Annotated in this window: 19 protein-coding genes; 7 read left to right on the top strand and 12 right to left on the bottom strand. The window is 69.2% G+C overall.

Annotated elements, in window-relative coordinates:
- Positions 1-111 precede the first annotated feature (111 nt).
- The 7 genes from LZC94_11635 (at position 112) to LZC94_11605 (ending at position 6,364) form a co-directional block, all read left to right on the top strand.
- Positions 112-573: a DUF507 family protein gene (locus LZC94_11635; protein WXB17903.1), complete on the top strand. Its 462-nt coding sequence runs from the start codon at positions 112-114 to the stop codon at positions 571-573.
- Between the two features lie 49 nt (positions 574-622).
- Positions 623-1,495 carry a YicC family protein gene (locus tag LZC94_11630; GenBank protein ID WXB17902.1) on the top strand — a complete coding sequence of 291 codons (873 nt, stop codon included), beginning with the start codon at positions 623-625 and terminating at the stop codon, positions 1,493-1,495.
- A gap of 13 nt (positions 1,496-1,508) precedes the next feature.
- Positions 1,509-2,183, top strand: a complete 675-nt coding sequence (gene gmk, locus LZC94_11625) for a guanylate kinase (GenBank protein ID WXB17901.1) — start codon at positions 1,509-1,511, stop codon at positions 2,181-2,183.
- Between the two features lie 72 nt (positions 2,184-2,255).
- Positions 2,256-3,209, top strand: coding sequence for a PfkB family carbohydrate kinase (locus tag LZC94_11620; protein ID WXB17900.1), 954 nt, complete (start codon positions 2,256-2,258; stop codon positions 3,207-3,209).
- Positions 3,206-4,345 carry a hypothetical protein gene (locus LZC94_11615; GenBank protein WXB17899.1) on the top strand — a complete coding sequence of 380 codons (1,140 nt, stop codon included), beginning with the start codon at positions 3,206-3,208 and terminating at the stop codon, positions 4,343-4,345. The genes LZC94_11620 and LZC94_11615 overlap by 4 nt, the downstream gene beginning before the upstream one ends.
- A gap of 134 nt (positions 4,346-4,479) precedes the next feature.
- The gene (locus LZC94_11610) at positions 4,480-4,788 is read left to right on the top strand and encodes a hypothetical protein (protein WXB17898.1); all 309 of its coding nucleotides are present in this window, start codon (positions 4,480-4,482) and stop codon (positions 4,786-4,788) included.
- Between the two features lie 325 nt (positions 4,789-5,113).
- On the top strand, positions 5,114-6,364 hold the full coding sequence (locus LZC94_11605; GenBank protein WXB17897.1) for a hypothetical protein: 1,251 nt from the start codon (positions 5,114-5,116) through the stop codon (positions 6,362-6,364).
- Here LZC94_11605 and LZC94_11600 read toward each other — a convergent pair.
- From LZC94_11600 to LZC94_11545, 12 genes are all read right to left on the bottom strand, one after another.
- On the bottom strand, positions 6,361-7,821 hold the full coding sequence (locus tag LZC94_11600) for a catalase (GenBank protein WXB17896.1): 1,461 nt from the start codon (positions 7,819-7,821) through the stop codon (positions 6,361-6,363). The genes LZC94_11605 and LZC94_11600 overlap by 4 nt on opposite strands.
- Before the next feature lie 117 nt (positions 7,822-7,938).
- Complete coding sequence (gene hisIE, locus LZC94_11595; GenBank protein ID WXB17895.1) at positions 7,939-8,586, bottom strand: bifunctional phosphoribosyl-AMP cyclohydrolase/phosphoribosyl-ATP diphosphatase HisIE; 648 nt, start codon at positions 8,584-8,586, stop codon at positions 7,939-7,941.
- Entirely contained in the window at positions 8,583-9,359 is a 777-nt protein-coding gene (gene hisF / locus LZC94_11590; protein ID WXB17894.1) for an imidazole glycerol phosphate synthase subunit HisF, read from the bottom strand. Before hisF ends, hisIE begins: the two co-directional genes overlap by 4 nt.
- Positions 9,356-10,033, bottom strand: coding sequence for an imidazoleglycerol-phosphate dehydratase (locus LZC94_11585; GenBank protein ID WXB17893.1), 678 nt, complete (start codon positions 10,031-10,033; stop codon positions 9,356-9,358). The genes hisF and LZC94_11585 overlap by 4 nt, the downstream gene beginning before the upstream one ends.
- Complete coding sequence (locus LZC94_11580; protein WXB17892.1) at positions 10,030-10,743, bottom strand: 1-(5-phosphoribosyl)-5-[(5-phosphoribosylamino)methylideneamino] imidazole-4-carboxamide isomerase; 714 nt, start codon at positions 10,741-10,743, stop codon at positions 10,030-10,032. Before LZC94_11580 ends, LZC94_11585 begins: the two co-directional genes overlap by 4 nt.
- Positions 10,740-11,363, bottom strand: a complete 624-nt coding sequence (hisH, locus tag LZC94_11575) for an imidazole glycerol phosphate synthase subunit HisH (GenBank protein WXB17891.1) — start codon at positions 11,361-11,363, stop codon at positions 10,740-10,742. The genes LZC94_11580 and hisH overlap by 4 nt, the downstream gene beginning before the upstream one ends.
- Entirely contained in the window at positions 11,354-12,424 is a 1,071-nt protein-coding gene (locus LZC94_11570; protein WXB17890.1) for a histidinol-phosphate aminotransferase family protein, read from the bottom strand. The genes hisH and LZC94_11570 overlap by 10 nt, the downstream gene beginning before the upstream one ends.
- Positions 12,421-13,725, bottom strand: coding sequence for a histidinol dehydrogenase (gene hisD / locus LZC94_11565; GenBank protein WXB17889.1), 1,305 nt, complete (start codon positions 13,723-13,725; stop codon positions 12,421-12,423). The genes LZC94_11570 and hisD overlap by 4 nt, the downstream gene beginning before the upstream one ends.
- Positions 13,722-14,591: an ATP phosphoribosyltransferase gene (hisG, locus tag LZC94_11560; protein WXB17888.1), complete on the bottom strand. Its 870-nt coding sequence runs from the start codon at positions 14,589-14,591 to the stop codon at positions 13,722-13,724. The genes hisD and hisG overlap by 4 nt, the downstream gene beginning before the upstream one ends.
- A 250-nt stretch (positions 14,592-14,841) precedes the next feature.
- Positions 14,842-16,632, bottom strand: coding sequence for a hypothetical protein (locus tag LZC94_11555; GenBank protein ID WXB17887.1), 1,791 nt, complete (start codon positions 16,630-16,632; stop codon positions 14,842-14,844).
- Positions 16,614-17,909, bottom strand: coding sequence for a hypothetical protein (locus tag LZC94_11550; GenBank protein ID WXB17886.1), 1,296 nt, complete (start codon positions 17,907-17,909; stop codon positions 16,614-16,616). The genes LZC94_11555 and LZC94_11550 overlap by 19 nt, the downstream gene beginning before the upstream one ends.
- Positions 17,910-17,953: 44 nt before the next feature.
- Positions 17,954-18,463: a Mov34/MPN/PAD-1 family protein gene (locus LZC94_11545; GenBank protein WXB17885.1), complete on the bottom strand. Its 510-nt coding sequence runs from the start codon at positions 18,461-18,463 to the stop codon at positions 17,954-17,956.
- Positions 18,464-18,475 lie beyond the last annotated feature (12 nt).

Here is an 18,475-nt window from a genome sequence, read left to right as displayed (position 1 = left end):
TTCCTCGCAGGGTGTGTGGCGCCCGTTCCGCGCCGGGTAAAAGAAAGGTAAAGTGCTCGGATGCGTCTATTTGCAGGGCGGGTAGCGCCCATAGCGGCCGAAGTCGTACGCGTGCTCGTTGCGGCGGGAGACATTGAGACGGAGTCGCAAAAAGAGGTCCAAGCGGACGTGGAGGCCGTGCTTCGGAGCTATCTCGCGGCCGAGCGGGACGTAAACGATCGCACCAAAGAGCTTCTCGAGCGCACTGGACGTTCCATGAACGAGTTTGGCCGTGTCCGCACACAAATCGCCGATAGCAAAGGTATCAAAGTCGGCGATGAGATGCTCGATTACCTACTGGACCAGGTGGTCCAAATCTTTCACCATTCTGCACACGTAGAGGAAATTTACGTCGAAGATGTAGAGCTACGACGCAAAATGGCGACCGTCTTCAAGAAGCACATGGCGCTCGATAATGAAATCGACGCCGAGGTCCGCGCACAACTGAAGCACGTCAGCGAAGGCTCCCGAACCTGGGAAGTCGAATACACGCGCGTCCTCGAGCAGGTGAAGCGAAAAAAGGGCGTGTCCTGAAGGATTGCCGCCAACGAGGGCCCACGAGACTGATGAACGAGGCGTTCCCATGCGGAGTATGACCGGCTTTGGAGCCGGGGATTATCCCCTTGGAGCCGGTCGGCTCGGCGTCGAAATTCGCGCTTTGAATCACCGATTCCTCGACGTGCGGGTGCGCATCGCCCGCGAGCTCGGCGATCTCGCCGGCTATGTCGAGCAGCTGGCGCGCGAGCGGCTGACCCGCGGGCGCTTCGAGGTCACGGTCCGGGTCGATGGAATCGGGCTCGGGCTGACCACGCTCGACCGCGAGCGGGCCAAGAGCGCCTACCGCGCCCTGTGCGAGCTGCGCGACGAGATCGCGCCCGGCTCCGAAGTCCCCCTCTCGCTGCTCGGCGCCATACCGGATCTCTTCGTCTCCTCCGTGGAGCGCGAAATGGAGACGACCAAGGACGCGACGCGGCGCGCGTTCGAGCTCGCGGTCGCCTCCCTCGACGAGATGCGCGAGCGCGAGGGCACCACCCTGGCCGAGGACCTCGGCCGCCGCCTGGCCGCCGTGCGCGATCTGACCACCACCGTAACCGCCCGCGCGCCCGAGCTTTTGGAGGAGCACCGCCGCCGCCTGCGCGAGCGCACCGAGCGCCTCCGTTCGAACATGGACTTGCAGATCGACGCCGGCCGGCTGGAGACCGAGGTGGTGCTCTTCGCCGAGCGGGTCGATATTTCCGAGGAGCTCACGCGGCTGATCAGCCACTGCAGCCAGTTCATCGCGCTCCTCGAGGGCGAAAAATCGTGCGGACGCCGGCTCGATTTCCTCTTGCAGGAAATGGTGCGGGAAGCCAATACGGCGGGCGCGAAGAGCCCCGATGCCCAGATTGCGCATGCCATCGTGGAAATGAAAGCCGAGCTCGAGCGAATGCGCGAGCAAGTCCAGAATGTGGAGTGACGAGAGCGCCGCTATGTCAACGCAGAAGGCCGAGTTCAAAACCCTGAAGCAGGCGGGCAACCTGGGAGAGCTGAGCGCGCCGCTCGATTTTCTGCTCCTCATTTTGTCGTCGCCCAGCGGCGCGGGGAAGACCACGCTCACCCGCAAGCTGCTCGAGACCTTTCCGGACCTGCATTTCAGCGTCTCGCATACCACCCGCAAGCCGCGCGCGAACGAGATCGACGGCCGGGACTACCACTTCGTCGATCGCGCCGAGTTCGAGCGGCTGGCCGGCGCCCATGGCTTCGTGGAGTGGGCGGAGGTCCATGGCAACCTTTATGGCACCTGCCTCGCCGAGATCGAACGCGCCAAGGCCGAGGGCAAGAGCGGGATGATCTTCGACATCGACTACCAAGGCGCGCGTCAAATCCGGGCCAAGCTGCCGGAGGTGGCGGGTGTTTTCATCCTCCCCCCCTCGATGGCGGAGCTCGAGAGGCGCCTGCGGGGCCGGGCCAGTGAGACCGAGGAGGTCGTCCAGCGCCGATTTCGCGCCGCGATGCGTGAGATCGAGCACTACGCCCTGTTCGACTACGTGCTCGTCAACGACGACCTCGAATCGGCCTTCGCCACCCTGCGCGGGATCATCCTCGCCGAGCGGGCCCGCCGAATACGCAAAGCTCACATAGCCGAATTGCTTTTGAGGAGTTAGGCTCGGCCTGACGAAGGCTTATCGACGTCGGATCATTTGCTGGACGACTAAAGAAACCGGAGCGAGACAAACGTGATTTCTTCCCAATCCTTGCTGATCGTCGGATCGCTGGCGTTCGACTCCCTGGAGATGCCCTACGGTACGTTCGAATACGTCGTTGGCGGCTCCACCAGCTTCGCGTCGATTGCCGGCTCGCTCCTGACGCGCGGCGTGCGCATCGTCGGCGTCGTCGGCGAGGACTTTCCGGAAGACTATCTCGCCTCCTTGCGCGGGCGCAGCATCGACACGGTGGGCGTCGAGCGCGTGCCGGGCAAGAGCTTCTTCTGGCGCGGCCGCTACTCGGCCGACTTGAATACGCGCGAGACGCTCGACACGCAGCTGAACGTCTTCGCCAACTTCCAACCGAAGATCCCCGCGTCGCACCGCGCGACGCCTTATCTGCTCCTCGGAAACATCCACCCGCAGCTCCAGATCGACGTGCTCGATCAAATGGAGAAGCCCGAGTTCATCGCCGTCGACACGATGAACTACTGGATCTCGAGCGAGCCGGAGACCTTGGCCAAGCTCTTGAAGCGCACCGATCTGCTCATCATCAACGACGAAGAGGCGCGGCAGCTCTCGGGCATTCAGAACATCTCGCGGGCGGCGCAAGACATCCGAAAGCGCGGCCCGTCGCACCTGATCATCAAGCGCGGCGAGTTCGGCGCGCTGCTTTTCGACGACGCGGGAACGTTCTTTTGCCCGGGCTTTCCCCTGGAAGAAGTGCGCGACCCCACGGGCGCGGGCGATACGTTCGCCGGCGGCCTTTTGGGCTATGTCGCCCGTCACGCCGACACGTCGCCGCTCACCTTGCGGCGCGCGATGTTCTTCGGATCGGCGCTCGCTTCGTTCTGCGTGGAAGGTGTTGGCACGACGCGCATCGGAGAGGTCACGCGGGCGGAGCTCGACGCGCGCATTCAGTCCTTCGTTCGCCTCGTGGATTACGGCGCCAACTTGACGCTTCCCGTGGAGGAGGAGAGTCGATGACCTTAGGAAAAGTCGCGATGGTTTCGGGGTGGAAGAATATCGTGATCGGAGCAGGCGTCTTTGGCCTCGCGCTGTCGGCGCTCATGCCGGCCTGCTACGATCCGCCGGAGAAAAATCCGGGAAGGCCCGAACCCCCGCCCGGCCAGAAGTGCAGCGCGCCGCCGGGTGAATTTCCGAATGGAAACTGCGACGACTCCGCCAACGAGTGCACGCAGGACAGCTGCAAGAAGATCAGCGAGAACGAGGCGCTCTGCGGCTCGCCCACGACCTGTATGCCGCTCGACGACAACAAGGGCAAGGAGACGCTCGACCTCCGCATTCGAAGGCTCCACATCATCAGCCCCAAGACCCTCGCGAAGGAGCAGATCGAGGCGGTGGTCGTCACCGGGCAGATGGATCTGAAGGAGTCGCGTTGCGGCGAGGTGGGCACCGGCTCGTTCAACTGGCTCTTGCGCGTCACCCACCAGGCGGGCTCCAACACCGGCACGGTGGAGACCGGCGGCGCGCCGCCCTCGGACGATCCCTTCGGCAAGGGCTTCTGCTTCTACAACCACACCACGCCCAGCGGCATCGCGGTCTCGCCGCAAAAGGTCAACGCCACCTTTACGGGCAACGAGTTCACGAGCGACAAGTTCGCGAAGCTCAATGTGCCCATCTTCGTCGGCGGGGACAAGAACAACGCCATCGTCCTTCCGCTGACCAACATGGTCATGAACAAGGTCGTGCTCTCCGACGACAACAACTGCGTGGGGAAGTTCGACCTCAAGGCGCTCGACAGCGACTGCCTCGAGGCCCCCAAGACCTGCACCAAGTGGAAGACCAGCGCATCGCTCGGCGGCTTCATCACCCTGGAAGAAGCCGACAACGTGAATGTCAAAGACTTGGGCTCGAGCCTCTGCGTGGTGCTCGCCGACTCGCCGAAGGGCGAGATCAAGGACGGCTTCCCCCGCTGTCCGCGCAATCCGGACGGCTCGTTGAAGCTGGAAGAATCGCAGCGCGGCGACTACTGCTCGGGCGCCGATGGAACCCCGCCGGGTCCGGGCGGCTGCCGCGATAGCTTCTGGCTCTCCGCCACCTTCGCCGCCAGCGCCGCGACCATCCACGACGGCAGCGGCGTCGCGGAGTGCAATCCGTAACGAGCCGTCGAAGCGCGTCACGTCCGCTCCCCGATCGCACGAGAAGGCGAACGGTCGGGGAGCGGGTGCAACCGTAATCAGGAATCGCACCCGAAACTTGGCCCGTAGGCGATGGGGTGGGTAAGCCCATACGCATGCGCAACAAGACCGAGATCCTGGGCGAGCTTCGCACGATGCTACGCGATATCTTCACCGCCAAGGCCGCCGGCGAGACGCACGTCCGCCTTGCGCGCGCGCACGGATACGTAGACGGGTACATGCGGGCGATGCTCGAGACGGGCCTGGCCACGCGGGGCGAGCTGGTCGAGATGGTCGCCACCGAGCGTGAGCGCGCCGCCGGCCCCGCCATTCGCCCCATCTACCGCTCCGACTCGTCCCCGAGCTTGCCACCCGAGGCCTTCAGCGACGGCGACGACTCGGACGGCGAAACGGCCGCGGCGTAGCCTCTTCGCCGACGCGGAAACGGCCGCAGCGTCGCGTCGTGGACGGCGAACGGCCGCAGCGTCGCGTCTTCGTGGACGCCGAAACGCCCGCAGCGTAGCTTCGTGGACGTCGTAACGGCCGCGGCGTAGCGTCGAGGACGAAACGCGGCAGCGTAGCGTCTTCGTGGACGCCGAGACGGCCGCGGCGTCGCGTCTCTGCGGAGGGCGAAGCGGGCGCCGTTGGCCTTCGGGCGCGCGGAGACCGGGAATCGCGACACGGAAGCTGGCGTTGTGCACTTCAATTGCCGTGCACAGTAGGGTACACGAGGCGGATGCGAGGCCCCCGATGACGCCGCCGAGCGGTGGTGGAGAAGAAGCACTCATCCGTGCCTTCGATGCGCTTGGCCAACATGGCCATCTGGCGGAGCTGGTGGCGCTGACCCAAGGCGTGACCCGCCGCATGGTCTCGACCCGGCGCACGACCTTCAACCCCGAAGACGCCAAGGCGCATGCCGAGAACCCCGAGCTCAAGGTGTCGCTCGGCGCCGACGCCGCCAGCATCGATGCGGTGGCCGTGCTCGAGCGCGGTCCGGCCGACGACGATGAGCGCGCCGTGGCGTGCGGCCTCTATGCGCACGCGGTGGTCGAGGATCTCTTGCAGGAGGGACCGCGCGATCGGGAGGTCGACAACCGCCTGGCCGCCGACGTTCTCTGGCTCGCGACCCACACGCCGTTCGACGCGACCGCCCTGGTGGACCGCGCCCTCGGCGAAGAGGCGGTCACCGTCTGGAGCGCGGTGGCCGATCGCGTGCGCCGCATCGACGCGCACCAGCTGCCCGAGCTCGGCCGCGGCGAAGCGCTCGTCGGCTGCATCGCGCTCGCGGCGTCGCCGTCCGAGGACGCGCAAAAGCTCGTCACCTCGCTCCGCTCCGAGCTTCACGACCTTGCGTTGTTGCGCGTGCTGTCCGGCGCCGCTGCGAGCGCGGGCCCCGGGCTCGCCGGCCCCGGCGAGGCGGCGAAGACCACCGCGCAGCTGCACGGCGAGCTGGTCCCCGCGCCGCGGGGCTGGGTGGTCACCACGGCGCTGGCGCTCTCCGGGCTGCTCTTCGTGTACCACGGCGTTCGCGCCCTTGCGCGTTTGGCCCTGGCGTACCGCTGCCCGGCGGACATCGTTCTCACGGCGGAGAGCGTGCGGGTCGATTCGCGGGTGGAGATGCTGGGGCGCACCTTGCGCGAGAGGTCCACGGTCATCGGCCGCGAGGGGCTCGTTCGCGCGGTGCGCGACGTGCGCTATCCGCGCCTGGGGTTCTACGCGGGGCTCTTGTCGCTCGCGGTGGGCACGTACATCGGCGTATCGACCTTGATCGATGGGGTGCGCGCCGCCTCCCCTTCCCTGCTCCTGGTGGGCCTGATCGTGGTGGCCGCGGGCGTCGGGCTCGATTTGCTCTTTTCGAGCATCGTTCCCGGCGCCCAAGGTCGCTGCCGCGTGGTGTTCGTACCCAGCAAGGGCCCCTCGGTCTGCGTCGGCTCGGTCGACATCGCCAGCGCCGACGGCGTGCTGGGGACCATCGCCCACGCCCGCGACGACCGCGGCTAGCGCGCCGAACCGAGCTCCAACGCCTCGGCGATGCGCGCGCCGTACTCGGGATCGGCTTTGGCGAAGTGCGCGATCTGCCGCTCCTGGATGGCGCGCGGCACGGTCTTCAAAGCGCCCACGATGTTCTGCACCAGGCGCGTCTTCTCGTCGGCCGAGAGGAGCCGATACAGGTTGCCCGCCTGCGTGTAATCGTCATTGCCCTGGCGGTGATCGTAGCGATCGATGTAAGTGGCAGGCAGCGCTTGCGGCGGCTCGCGGTAGGCGGGATTTTCCGTGGGGGCGCCGTAGCTGCCCGGCTCGTAGTTGGGCGCGTCGCCGCCGTTGTCATCGAAGCGCATGGCGCCATCGCGGTGCGCGGAGTGGACGGGGCAGCGCGGGCGGTTCGAGGGGAGATCGCCGTGATTGACCCCGAGCCGGTACCGGTGCGCGTCGGCATAGGCGAACAGGCGGCCTTGGAGCATCTTATCGGGTGAATACGAAATACCGGGGACGACATTGGCGGGCGAAAAGGCCGCTTGCTCGATCTCCGCGAAGTAGTTGCGGGCGTTTTGATTCAGCTCGATCTCTCCGACTTCGATGAGCGGGTAATCTTTGTACGGCCACACCTTGGTCAGATCGAAGGGGTCGATGGCGTAACGATCGGCCTCGCGCTCCGGCATGATCTGCACGCACACGCGCCACTTGGGAAAGTTCTTTTGCGCGATGGCGTCGAACAGGTCCACCGTGGTGTGATCCGGATTTTCGCTGGCCACCTTTGCGGCCTCCTCCGGCGTGAAATTCTGGATGCCTTGCAGGGTCTTGAAGTGGAACTTCACCCAAAAGCGCTCGCCCTGGGCGTTGAGGAAGCTGTACGTGTGGCTGCCGAAGCCGTGCATATGCCGGTAGCTCTTGGGCGTGCCGCGGTCGGAGAAGAGAATCGTCACTTGGTGCAGGCTCTCGGGGGAGCGCGACCAAAAGTCCCACTGCATGGTGGCCGAGCGCGCGTTGGTCTTGGGATCGCGCTTTTGCGAGTGAATGAAGTCCGGAAACTTGAGCGGATCGCGGATGAAGAACACCGGCGTGTTGTTGCCGACCAAATCCCAGTTGCCCTCCTCCGTGTAGAACTTCAGGGCGAACCCGCGCACGTCGCGCACGGTGTCGGCCGAGCCTTTCTCGCCCGCCACGGTGGAGAAGCGGAGGAGGAGCGGCGTCTTCTTGCCGATGGCGCTGAAGAGCTTGGCCGACGAATACGCCGTGATGTCGCGGGTGACGGTGAACGTGCCGTACGCGCCGGCGCCCTTGGCGTGGACGACGCGCTCGGGGATGCGCTCGCGGTTGAAGTGCGCGAGCTTCTCCACCAGGTGAAGGTCCTGCAGCAACACAGGGCCGCGGGGCCCGGCCGTCAGCGAGTTCTGATTGTCTGCGACCGGGATGCCCGCCGCCGTGGTGAGCTTCTTTTCATTCGTCTCGTCCGCCATCAAAGCCTCCTGGGCGCTTCGGGTGCGCCTCGTGAAGAGCACCTTGCCCCTGGCGGCGTGATAGATCCAAGACCTTGTCTGGCTCAGTGTGATAGCCGTTCTCTATCGCCCGTCCGGCTACCTCGCCCGCTTGCGCAAGACCTCGAGCACGTCGGCCCACTCCACGCCGCTCGCGCGCAGGGCCACCATGACATGGTACACGACGTCCGCCGCCTCCTCGGCCGCGCGCGCCTTGTCGCCGTCGGCGAGCGCCACCACGAGCTCGGTGCTCTCCTCGCCCAGCTTCTTCAAGCGCAGGTTGCGATCGGCGAGCAGCCTCCGGGTGTACGAAGGGCGACCTTGCGTGGCGTCGGGATCGGGCGGGCGCGCGGCCTCCGCCGCGCGCTGCTGGATCACGCGCTCGAGCGCGCGGAGCGCATCGCCTTGGGGCTCGCCGAAGCAGGTGGTGGCGCCGGTATGGCACGCGGGGCCGGCGGGCACGACGCGCGCGACGATGGCGTCGCCATCGCAGTCGGCGCGAAGGTCGACCACGCGCAGGGTGTTCCCGCTGGTCTCGCCCTTCTTCCAGAGGCCGCGCCGGCGCGAGAAGAAGTGCAGCTCGCCGGTCTCCAAGGTGCGCGTCACCGCCTCGCGATCGGCGAAGGCGACCATGAGCACCGCGCCGTCGGCCGCGTCTTGGGCGACCATGACGAGCAGCCCGTTGCCCTTGTCGAAGTCGAGCTGGGCCGGGTCCAGCGCGAAGTGGGGGGTCGATTCGGTGGTCATGCGCGCACCGCGATCCCGGCGCGGGTCACCGCGTCTTTGATGGCTCGCACCGTGGTCTCTCCATCGTGCAAAATGCCGGCGACGAGCGCGGCGTCGGCCCCCGCGGAGCCCAGCGCGTCCACCACGTGCGAGGCATTTCCTGCCCCGCCGGAGGCGACGACGGGGACGGTCACCGCCGAGACGACGGCGCGCGTAAGCTCGAGATCGTAGCCGCCGCGCACGCCGTCGCGGTCGATCGACGTCAGCAAGATTTCGCCCGCGCCGAGCGCCACGCCGCGCTTTGCCCAGGCGATGGCGTCGAGCTCCGTGCGCCTGCGGCCGCCGTGGGTCACCACGCCATACCCCGAGGGGAACGCGCTCGGGTCCTGCTTCTTGGCGTCGATGCTCAGAACGACACACTGCGCGCCGAATCGTTCGGCGGCGCGGGACATGAGCTCGGGATCGGCCACGGCGGCGGAGTTGATGCCGACCTTGTCGGCGCCGGCCCGCAGGGCGCGTTCGAAGTCGTCCACCGTGCGGACGCCTCCGCCCACGGTGAGCGGGATGAAGAGCCGCTCGGCGGTGCGGCGGACCACGTCGAGCAGGGTGGCGCGCCCTTCCACGCTGGCCGACACGTCGAGGAGCACGATCTCGTCCGCGCCCTCCGCCTCGTAGCGGGCCGCGAGCTCGACGGGATCGCCCACGTCGCGCAAGCTCTCGAACTGCACGCCCTTCTTCACACGGCCATGATCGACGTCCAGGCAGACGACCACGCGTCTCAGCTTTGCACTCACGAGTCACCTCCGCGTGAAAAATCCGTGGCCGCGCGCGAGCCGCCGCCGCCGCCGCCACAAAACGCCTCTTCGGCTTCTTCGATCTCTTCTTCGACGAGCCGGACTTGGCCCTTGGTGCTGAAGATCCCCGCGTCGGTCTCGCGGAGCGCCTGGCGAAGCGCCAAGCCGGTGGCCTTGAAGCCCGCCTCGATGATGTGGTGCCGATCTTCGCCGCGCAACACGCGCACGTGCAAGGTCGCCCCTACGGCATCGGCGAACGAGCGCAGCACGTGCGTGTAGAGGCGGCTGGGCAGCTTGCCGACGAAGAAGGCGCGGCCGCCCACGTCGATCACGGCTTGCACCAGCGCGTCGTCCATCGGGATGGTCCGTTCGCCGTAGCGCGCGGCGCTCTTGGGGGTGATGCTGCGCACCGCGTGGCCCAGGGCGAGGGCCACGTCCTCCATGATGTGGTGGCGCAGATCGCCTTTGGCGTTCAGCACCAGATCGAAGCCCGCGTAGCGCGCGAAGGTGGAGATCATATGGTCGTAGAACGGCAGGGTCGTCGACACCTGAACCCTTCCGCCCAGCCCCGATCCGCCGGCGCCCGGGGCTCCCTTGTTTGCCTCGTTGGCCTTGGCGACCCCGATGCGGATCTCGATTTGCGTTTCCTTCGTCTCGCGAACGATGCGTTTCATCGGCCGTACTCCCGGGCGACCGCGCGCCCGTCCAATGCCCCCGTGTAAAGCGCCATTCCAATGACCGCGCCGGCGCCGCCCGCGTCGCGAAGGCGCGCCAGATCGTCCAGGGTGGTGACGCCGCCCGAGGCGAAGATGGGCGCGGCGGTCACCTGGGTGAGCTCTTGGCAGAGCGCGGTGTCGGCGCCGGCGAGGGCGCCCTCCCGGTGCACGGCGGTGACGAGGATCCCGCCGATGGGGAGCGCGCCCAGCTCCAGGGCGAAGCTCGCGATGGATAGGCCGGTGCGCGCCGCCCAGCCGCGCGTGACCACCTCGCGATCGCGCACATCGGCCGCGACGACGATGCGTCCGGGAAAGGCGCGGACGACGTCCTCGCGAAACGCGGGGTCCTCGATGGCGCGCGTGCCGACGATGACCCGCTCGGCGCCGGCGTCGAACAGCTGCGCGGCGCGCTCCACCGTGCGCACGCCGCCGCCCACTTGCACGCGCAAGCCCGACTCGCGCACCAGCCGCTCGGTGAGCGCCAGGTTTTCGCCGCGGCCGGTGGCCGCGTCCAGATCGATCACGTGGAGCCAGGTGAAGCCCATGGCGTGAAACGCGCGCGCCTGCGCCAGGGGATCGTCGATTCGAACGCGCTCGTTGGCGTAGTCGCCGCCGACGAGCTGCACGCATTTTCCTTCGCGAAGATCGATGGCCGGGAGCGCGATCATGACGGCGAGCTCCCCGGCGCGACGAGCTCCCGCGCCAACGAGCCGAGGAGCGCCATTCCATCCGCCGAGCTCTTCTCGGGGTGGAACTGAAGGCCCGCCACCCGGTCCTTCTTGACGATGGCGGCAAACGCGTCGCCGTCGAGCTCCGTGGTCGCGAGCACCACGTTGGGATCGTCCGGCCGGCACGCGAACGAGTGCGCATAGTAGACGCCGCGCGCGCCGTGCGCGACCCACGCGGGCGCCTTCGCGGCCGGGGCGATCGGGCTCCACCCCATGTGCGGAGAGCGCGGCGTCGTGAGCCGGGTGACCCGGCCGGAGAAGAACGAGAGGCCCTCGCCCGGGCCCTCGTCGCTGGCGTCGAACATGACCTGCATCCCGACGCAGATGCCGAGGCACGGGAGCCCGGCGGCCACCGCGTCGCGCAAGGTGCCTTTTTGCGCCGCGAGGCGGGCGGCGGCCGCGGGGAACGCGCCCACGCCAGGGAGGACGAGGAGCTCGGTGTCGATGGCGCGCGCGATGTCCGTCTCCACGGTGACCGACGCGCCGGCGATCACCCGGATGAGCGCCTTGCCGAGCGAGTGAAGGTTCCCGATGCCCAAATCCAGCAAGGTCACGCGCACGACAGCACCTCTTCGAACGCCGGGAGCGCGGGCTCCAGGAGCTCCCACGGGGCGATGGAGATGCGCACCGCATCGCCGATGCCGGTGAGCCCGGGGAACGGCCGCACCGCCACGCCACGCTGGCGCAGCGCCTTGGCTTGGCCCGCGGCGTCGCGGACCGGGACGAGGACGAAGTTGGCGGACGATGGAAGCGACGCGATCCCGCGCTGCGCGAGGAACGCGACGAACCGCTCGCGGGCGGAGAGCACGTCGCGCACGCCCGTCTCGACCCACGCCGCGTCGTTCTTCAAGGCGGCGACGGTCACCTGCTCGGCCAGCGCGGTGACTTTGTACGGGCCGCGCGATTTTTCGACCGCCGCCACCAGCTCGGGCGCGCCCACCGCGTAGCCCACGCGCGCCCCGGCGAGGCCGAACGCCTTGGAGAAGGTGCGCACCACCAGCAGGCGGCCCTGGCTCTTGGCCCGGCGCACCAGCGAGTCGCCCGCGTACTCGATGTACGCTTCGTCGAGCAGGACCACGCCCTCGGCCTCCGCCAAGAGCCGCTCCATGGCGGCGGCCGAGGTGCGGGTGCCGGTGGGGTTGTTCGGCGAGCACACGTAGGTGATGGAGGCGCGCTGCGCGAGGAGGCCCTCCGCGTCCACGTCGTAGCCGCGCTCGGGGCCCAGGAGCGGCACCGGGCGCGGCTCGAGATCGTTGACCCGGGCGAAGTACGGCACCATGGCGAAGGTGGGATCCGGGTAGGCGAGCGCGCCGCCGGGGTTGGCAAAGGCGCGGATGGCCGAGTCGAGCACGTCGTCGCTGCCGCAGCCGGTGACGATTTCGTCGGGCCCCACGCCGAGGTGCGCGGCGATGGCGCCTTTGAGATCGGCCGCGTAGTGCGAGGGGTAGCGGGCGAAGAGATCGACGTTGGTCTGCGGCACCACGGCGCGCGCGCTGGGGGGCGCGCCGCGCGGGTTGGTGTTGTCGGAGAGGTCGATGGCGCACGGCTCGCGGTTCGAGGCGTAGAGGGTCATCTTGGCGATGCTCGTGCGCACCAGGGTATCGACGGACGGACGGGTCATCGCGATGCTCCAAACGCCGCGGCAGCGGCGGCATGATTTTTCAAACCTTCGGCCTCGGCCAGCACGGAGACGTCGCGCGCCATGCGCGCCGCCGCCTCCCGGGTGACCGTTTGATACGTGGTAAAACGCACGAAATCGAGCGTAGAAAGCCCGGAGAAGCTGCGACCGGCCCCCGCCGTCGGCAGCACGTGGTTGGCGCCCGTCATGTAGTCGCCAAAGGCGACCGAGGAGCCATCGCCGAGGAACACCGTCCCCGCGTGCCGCACGCGCGCAAGGGCGGCGCGCGGCTCACGCACGAGGAGCATCAAGTGCTCCGCCGCGTAATCGGCGGCGAACGGCCACGCATCGTCCAAGGATTGGATGGAGAGCACCGCGCCGCGCGATCCCAAGGACGCAGCCACCACCTCGCCGCGATCGACCACCACGCGGCCCAGCGCCTCCACCACCCGCGCCGCCAGCGCGTCCCCGAGGACCAGCGCCACGCAGCTCGCCTCCGGATCGTGCTCGGCCTGCGCCGCGAGCTCGCGCGCGATGTGCTCGGGATCCGCCGTCTCGTCGGCGATCACCAGGATTTCGCTCGGTCCAGCCGGCGCGTCGATGCCCACCGAGCCGGCGATCTGCCGCTTGGCCTCGGCCACGTACGCGTTGCCCGGGCCCACGATGCGATCGACGCGCGGCACCGTTTCGGTCCCAAAGGCGAGGGCGGCGATGGCTTGCGCGCCGCCGATGGCGAAGACGCGGCTGGCGCCCGCGATCGCGGCCGCCGCCAGCACCACGTCGGACGGAAGACCGTTTTTGCCCGGCGGCGAGCAGACGGCAATCTCGGGGACGCCCGCGACGCGCGCGGGGACGACGCCCATGAGCACGCTGCTCGGGTAGGCGGCGCGGCCGCCGGGCGCGTAGATGCCCACGGCGGCCAGGGGATCGGGACGGCGTCCCACCACGATCCCGGGCTCGCTCTCCACCTCGACCAGCTTGGGCATCATGGCCGCGTGCACGGTGGCGAGGTTTTCGTTGGTGCGCTCGAGGGCGCGGCGCACGTCGGGATCGAGGTTCGTTTTGGCGGCTTCGATCGCGGCGCGGGGCACCTCGAGCTTCGCGAGGGCGGCGCCGTCGAGCTCGCGGGCGAGGGCGATGAGGGCGGCGTCGCCTTCGCGCTTCACCCGGGTGAGGATGCCGCTCACCACCGCCGTGACGCGCACGTCTTCGTCGGCGCGCGCGCGGTCGATGATGTCGCGGCGGGCGCGGCTCGAGAGGCGTTCGAGCGGGCCGGTGAATCGCACGGAGAGCGCGGCGCTCATGGCACCAGCCTTTCGATGCGGGTCACCAGGATGCCCTGGCAGCCGAGCCCCTTCAAACGCGACACGATGCGGTACACCTGGTTCTCCGGGACCACCGCGTGCACCGCCAGGAAATCCGAGCTCTGGCCGCGCACCTCGATGATGGTGGGGCCCGAGATCCCCGGCAGCACGTCGCGCACGCTGTCGAGCCGATCGCGCGGGACGTTCGCCATCAAGTAGCGCTGCTCGCGGGCGCGCACCACGCTCGAGAGGGCGAGGGCGAGATCGTCGAGGGCCGCCGCCGTCTCCTCCGTGAGCTCGCGGCGGGGGCGGGCGATGAGGCGCGCGGAGGATTCGAGGACGGTCGCCGCCTCGAACAGGCCGTTGACCCGCAAGGTGCTGCCCGTCGATACGAGATCGACGATGGCGTCGGCGATGCCGAGGTGGGGAGCCACCTCCGCCGCGCCGTTGACGGGGACCAGCTGCACCTTGCGCTGCCGGGCGCGAAAGAACTGCTCGGCCAAGCGCGGAAAGGAGGTAGCCACCCGGGCGCCATCGGGGATCTCGTCGACGGTGGTCGGCCCGCCCGGGCGCGGGTGGAGTGCCACCACCAGGCGGCAGCGGCCGATGCCGAGATCGACCAGGGCGTCGAGCTCCCGGCCGGACTCGCCGACGCAGTCCCAGCCGGTGATGCCCGCGTCGGCGGCGCCGTCGGCCACGAACTCGGGGATGTCCTCGGCGCGAACGAACAAGGCCGAAAACTCGTCCCCCATCGACGCGACCAGCGCGCGTTCGTTGGCGGCGCGGACCTTCAACCCCGCATCGAGCAGGGCGCTTCGGACGTCTTCGACGAGGCGTCCTTTGTTCGGAAGAGCAATCTTGAGCATGCGAAAACCTCCAGAGACCTTTGGGCGAAATGGCATCGCGTGTCCCCCGCGCGGTGAGCGGGAGGGACTGGTCTGTCGAAGGTCGCGCTCGAGAGCTTGCGACTACGTACCGGGATGCGCCAACCAGTCCACACGAAGCGCACCACGGACCCAATGGTGGTGGTGGTGATGGTGGACGTGGTGGGGATGACGCGGCACGACGGTGAGCATTATGGCGGCAATCGCCGCTCCGTCAAGCGCGGCGTGCGTTTCAGCGAATGCGCTCGCCGACGATGGCTTCGGGTTTGCCGGCCGTGCCGCGCATTTCGATGCGCAGGGAGCGGGGTGACGAAGGGGGCGCGCAGGCGCGGGCGGAGACGCCCTTTTCGCCGGCGGCGCGGTCCAACTCTTCGGAGGTGGCGGCATCGAAAAGGCGGAGCTCGACGCCGGAGCCTTCGCCGTCGATGCCCACGGCGATGCGCACGCACTGCCCCGGTCCCGCCGTCATGGCGTAGGTGACGCGGCGGGCGGGGTCGAGCGTGACGTGTTTGACGCCGGCCACCACGCCCTCGTGCACCAGGCTCTCGCCGACGGCCGCGCGCGCGAGCATGCGGGTGGCCGCCAGCGGGTGCGCCGCGAAGAGCGCATTTTGCCAGCGCTCGGGGCGAACGAGCACGGAGAACGGGCCCGGCCGGCCGCGCGTCTCCAGCTCGATCTGCGCTTTGGTGCGTCCGCACACGAAGAGCGTGGTGGAGCCGGTGCCCTCCCCGCTCGCCAGCAGCGCGCCGCCCGAGTCGCTGCTCGATGCGGACGGCGCCGAGGCGGACGGCGCCGCCCAGATGTTCGCCTCGACCAGCGCGAGCGGCGCGCCGCCCACGACGTCGACCCGGGCGCACGCGCTCGGGCCGCCGGTTTGAGGCGGCAGATCGAGCGGCACGGTCAACCGGCGGCCGAGGACGAGCTGGCCATTGCGGGTCGAGGTCGGCGCGGCATAGCCGGCTCGGGTGAGCTCGGCGTTGCGCGCGGTGCGGGCAAGGTCGAGCGAGAGGGGCGAGGCGGTCCAGACCACCGAGGCGCGCCCGGAAAATTCGCGGGCGCCCTCGCCTTTGGTGCGGGCGAGCACGACGGCGGCCAGCCCATTGCCGACGTGCGGGCGCACGGTGAGCACGCCCTCGAAGGCCACGGGCGAGCAGAGGACGAAGTTCGGCTCCTTGAGGCCCTCGTGGGCGCGCGCCACCACGCGGCCGGCGTCGTCCAGGGCTTCGACCTCGAGGAGCGCCACGTCTTCGTCGGGCACCACCACGACGTGGATGCATTGGTTCGCCTCCACCGGGAACGCGACATTGGCCTGCGAGCGCGAATCGACGCGCACCGCCACACGCCGGAAATCCTCCCACGTTCCCCCCACCGCTTGCCGATGGGTGCGCAGCCGATCGTCGAGCCCCGGCCACGCCTCCGCGGCGCGCGTTCCATCGCCGTGGCTCCCGCGCGCTCCGAAGGCGCGCCCGATCTCCGCGGCCCGCGCCACCGGAACGATATGCGCCCCAATGCCGACCAGCCCCTCCCCGTTCGCCACGTGCGCCGCGATGTACATGCGCCCCGGGTGCGGCGGACAGACGAGAATGGTCGGGTGCGCGTCGGGCGCCTGGTCGGCCGCGATGGGGTTGCCCTCCTCGGCGAACGCCACGACGTCGAGATCGTCGATGGTGGTCGAGCCGCGCGCATACGCCAGCAAACAGGCGTTCTCGGGCGCCTCGAAGAACCCACCGATCCGCTCCCCCTCCACCTGCTCGCCCGCGCTCAACATCGCCAGCGGCCCCGCGCCGAGCTTGAGCGCCCGCGCCGGAAGATCGCCGAGAATGATCTTGGCGTCGAGCTCCCCGAGCACGATCCGCGGCGCCCCCGCAGGCGCCGGCTGCACCTTCCGCGGCGACGTCCCCGACGTCGCCGACGCACAGGCCGAAAGCATCGCCAACGCCACCACCAAAAGGAGCCACACGCACGACCAAGCGGACCACCCCGTCGCCCGAAAGCGCTCCCCCTTCATCGCGGCAACTCCCATGCGCCACTCTCCACCCGGTACAAGGCGAGCCCCCACGTCATGCGCGCCCCGCGCGCCTCCACCTCGAGCCGCCCGCGGGTGCGATCATGTGTGCAGAATGCAACCACTCCGGAGTTGTCGTTGTGCCCTCGCTCGTCGGCCGACTCGATGCCGCCGATGAGCGCGCGAAGCCCGATGCCGCGCGCGTTTCCATGGGCGACGGCGGCCACGGCCACGTAACAGGCCCCCGCCTCGAGCTCGACCGGCACCGGGGTGATGCCCGAGGCGCCTTGCACCACCAGCACCGGCTCGCGTCCCTTGGGCGGCGAGAGCCGGCGCGCGAGCAGCGCCGAGGCCATTTTGGACCGCGCCTCCGGCCCCCAGATCCGCGGGAGGCCCTCGGGGATCGGCCACCAGGCGTGCATGGCCACGATGAGCGCGCGCGGGCCGGCGCCCACGAAGACCACGTTGCCCAAGGTGGGGCCGCCCACGCACGCATCGAGGCGGGCGTCGGCCGTGTCGGTGCGGTCGCGCGCCAGGAGCCGATCGTCGTCGCCGTCGCGCAGCTCGGCGTCGAGATCGTAGCGGTAGCGGCGGCGCGGGCCGCGCTCCCACCCGCCTTGCGCGGGCGGCGCGGCCGGGCGCGGGGGCTCGGCGGCGAACAGCTCGATGCGGTGACAGCCGGCGCCGAGCTCCAGCTCGCCCACGCCGCTTCCATCGTCGGCCGACTCCCAGCCGGAGCGCTTTTGAACGGCGCCGCCATCGGCGCGGGCGCGCGCCTCCGCCACCTCCACCCGGCGCCCCACCGGGGGCAACGGCGGGAAGGTGCCCGGCTCCTGCGTCGGCGGCAAGACACCGCCGGTGCGCTCGGGAAAGACGGTGCGCAAGGAGGGCAGCGGCGCCTTCGAACGGGCGACCACCACCTCCACCGCCCCGCGCCCTGCGTCGCCGGTGAGGATCACGCGCTCCACCGGCGCGCCCGAGCACCGCACCAGCTCGAGCAAGCCGGCCATGCTCGACGATTTGCCGATCACGTCGTCGCCCGCGTCGCCACCTCCCTGGTTTTTACCGGGGGCGATGGCCGCGTGAAAGCTCACCCCGCGCGCCCCGATGAAGCCGATGGTGGTGCAGCGCGCGGAGCCCGGCGTGGGCGGGATGCGGATGGTGACGGTGTCGCCCTCGAAGAGAAAACGCGGCACCGAATCGACCAAGGTCGCGCCGGCGTTGCGCCACTCGCTCCGGGCGCGCGACGCGACCTCCCGCAGATCGGCGGAGGCAGCCGCCGGCCACGCGAGCATGCTCGCGACGAAACATAGCGCGGCCAGCCCGCCCCGCACGGCGCTCAGCCTTTGACCGTGAAGCTCGAAGGAACGAAGGTGCGCGAGGCTGCGCTCCAGATGAAGAGTTTGGCGTCGTCCACCTCGCCGGCGCGGACGCTGACGACGAGGTACGCGAGCTCGTACGTCGGGCTATCGCCGCCCATGGTGGCCGATGTGGCGTCGGTCTCCGAGAAGTACGCGCCCACGTCCAGGTGCGAGTGGTAGAGCACCTTGGCGGGCGCGCCCGAGGCCGCGCCCTCCCGCACCGCGCGATCGAACTTCAGCGGATCGATATCGAAATACATTCGCCCCGTTCGCGGGTAGCGCTCCGGATCGAGCTCGTGGAGCTTGTTGGCGCGGTTGACGAAGCGCTGGGTGCTCCCGACGAAGAGCGCATCGCTCGCAGGGCCGAAGAGCAGCCCGCAGCTCTCTTCGTCGCGCGCGTAGCCTTCGCGCGCATGGGCATAGACATCCTCGAGGATGGCTTTGTCGAGGACGAGGTTACCGCCTACCCACGGATTTTTGTCATTCATCCCTGCCAGCTC

It is taken from the genome of Sorangiineae bacterium MSr11954 (assembly GCA_037157815.1).
In the GTDB taxonomy this organism is placed as follows: Bacteria; Myxococcota_A; Polyangia; order Polyangiales; family Polyangiaceae; genus Pendulispora; species Pendulispora albinea.
Note: the sequence above shows the minus strand (reverse complement) of the source record. Positions and strands in the feature narration are given on the sequence as shown.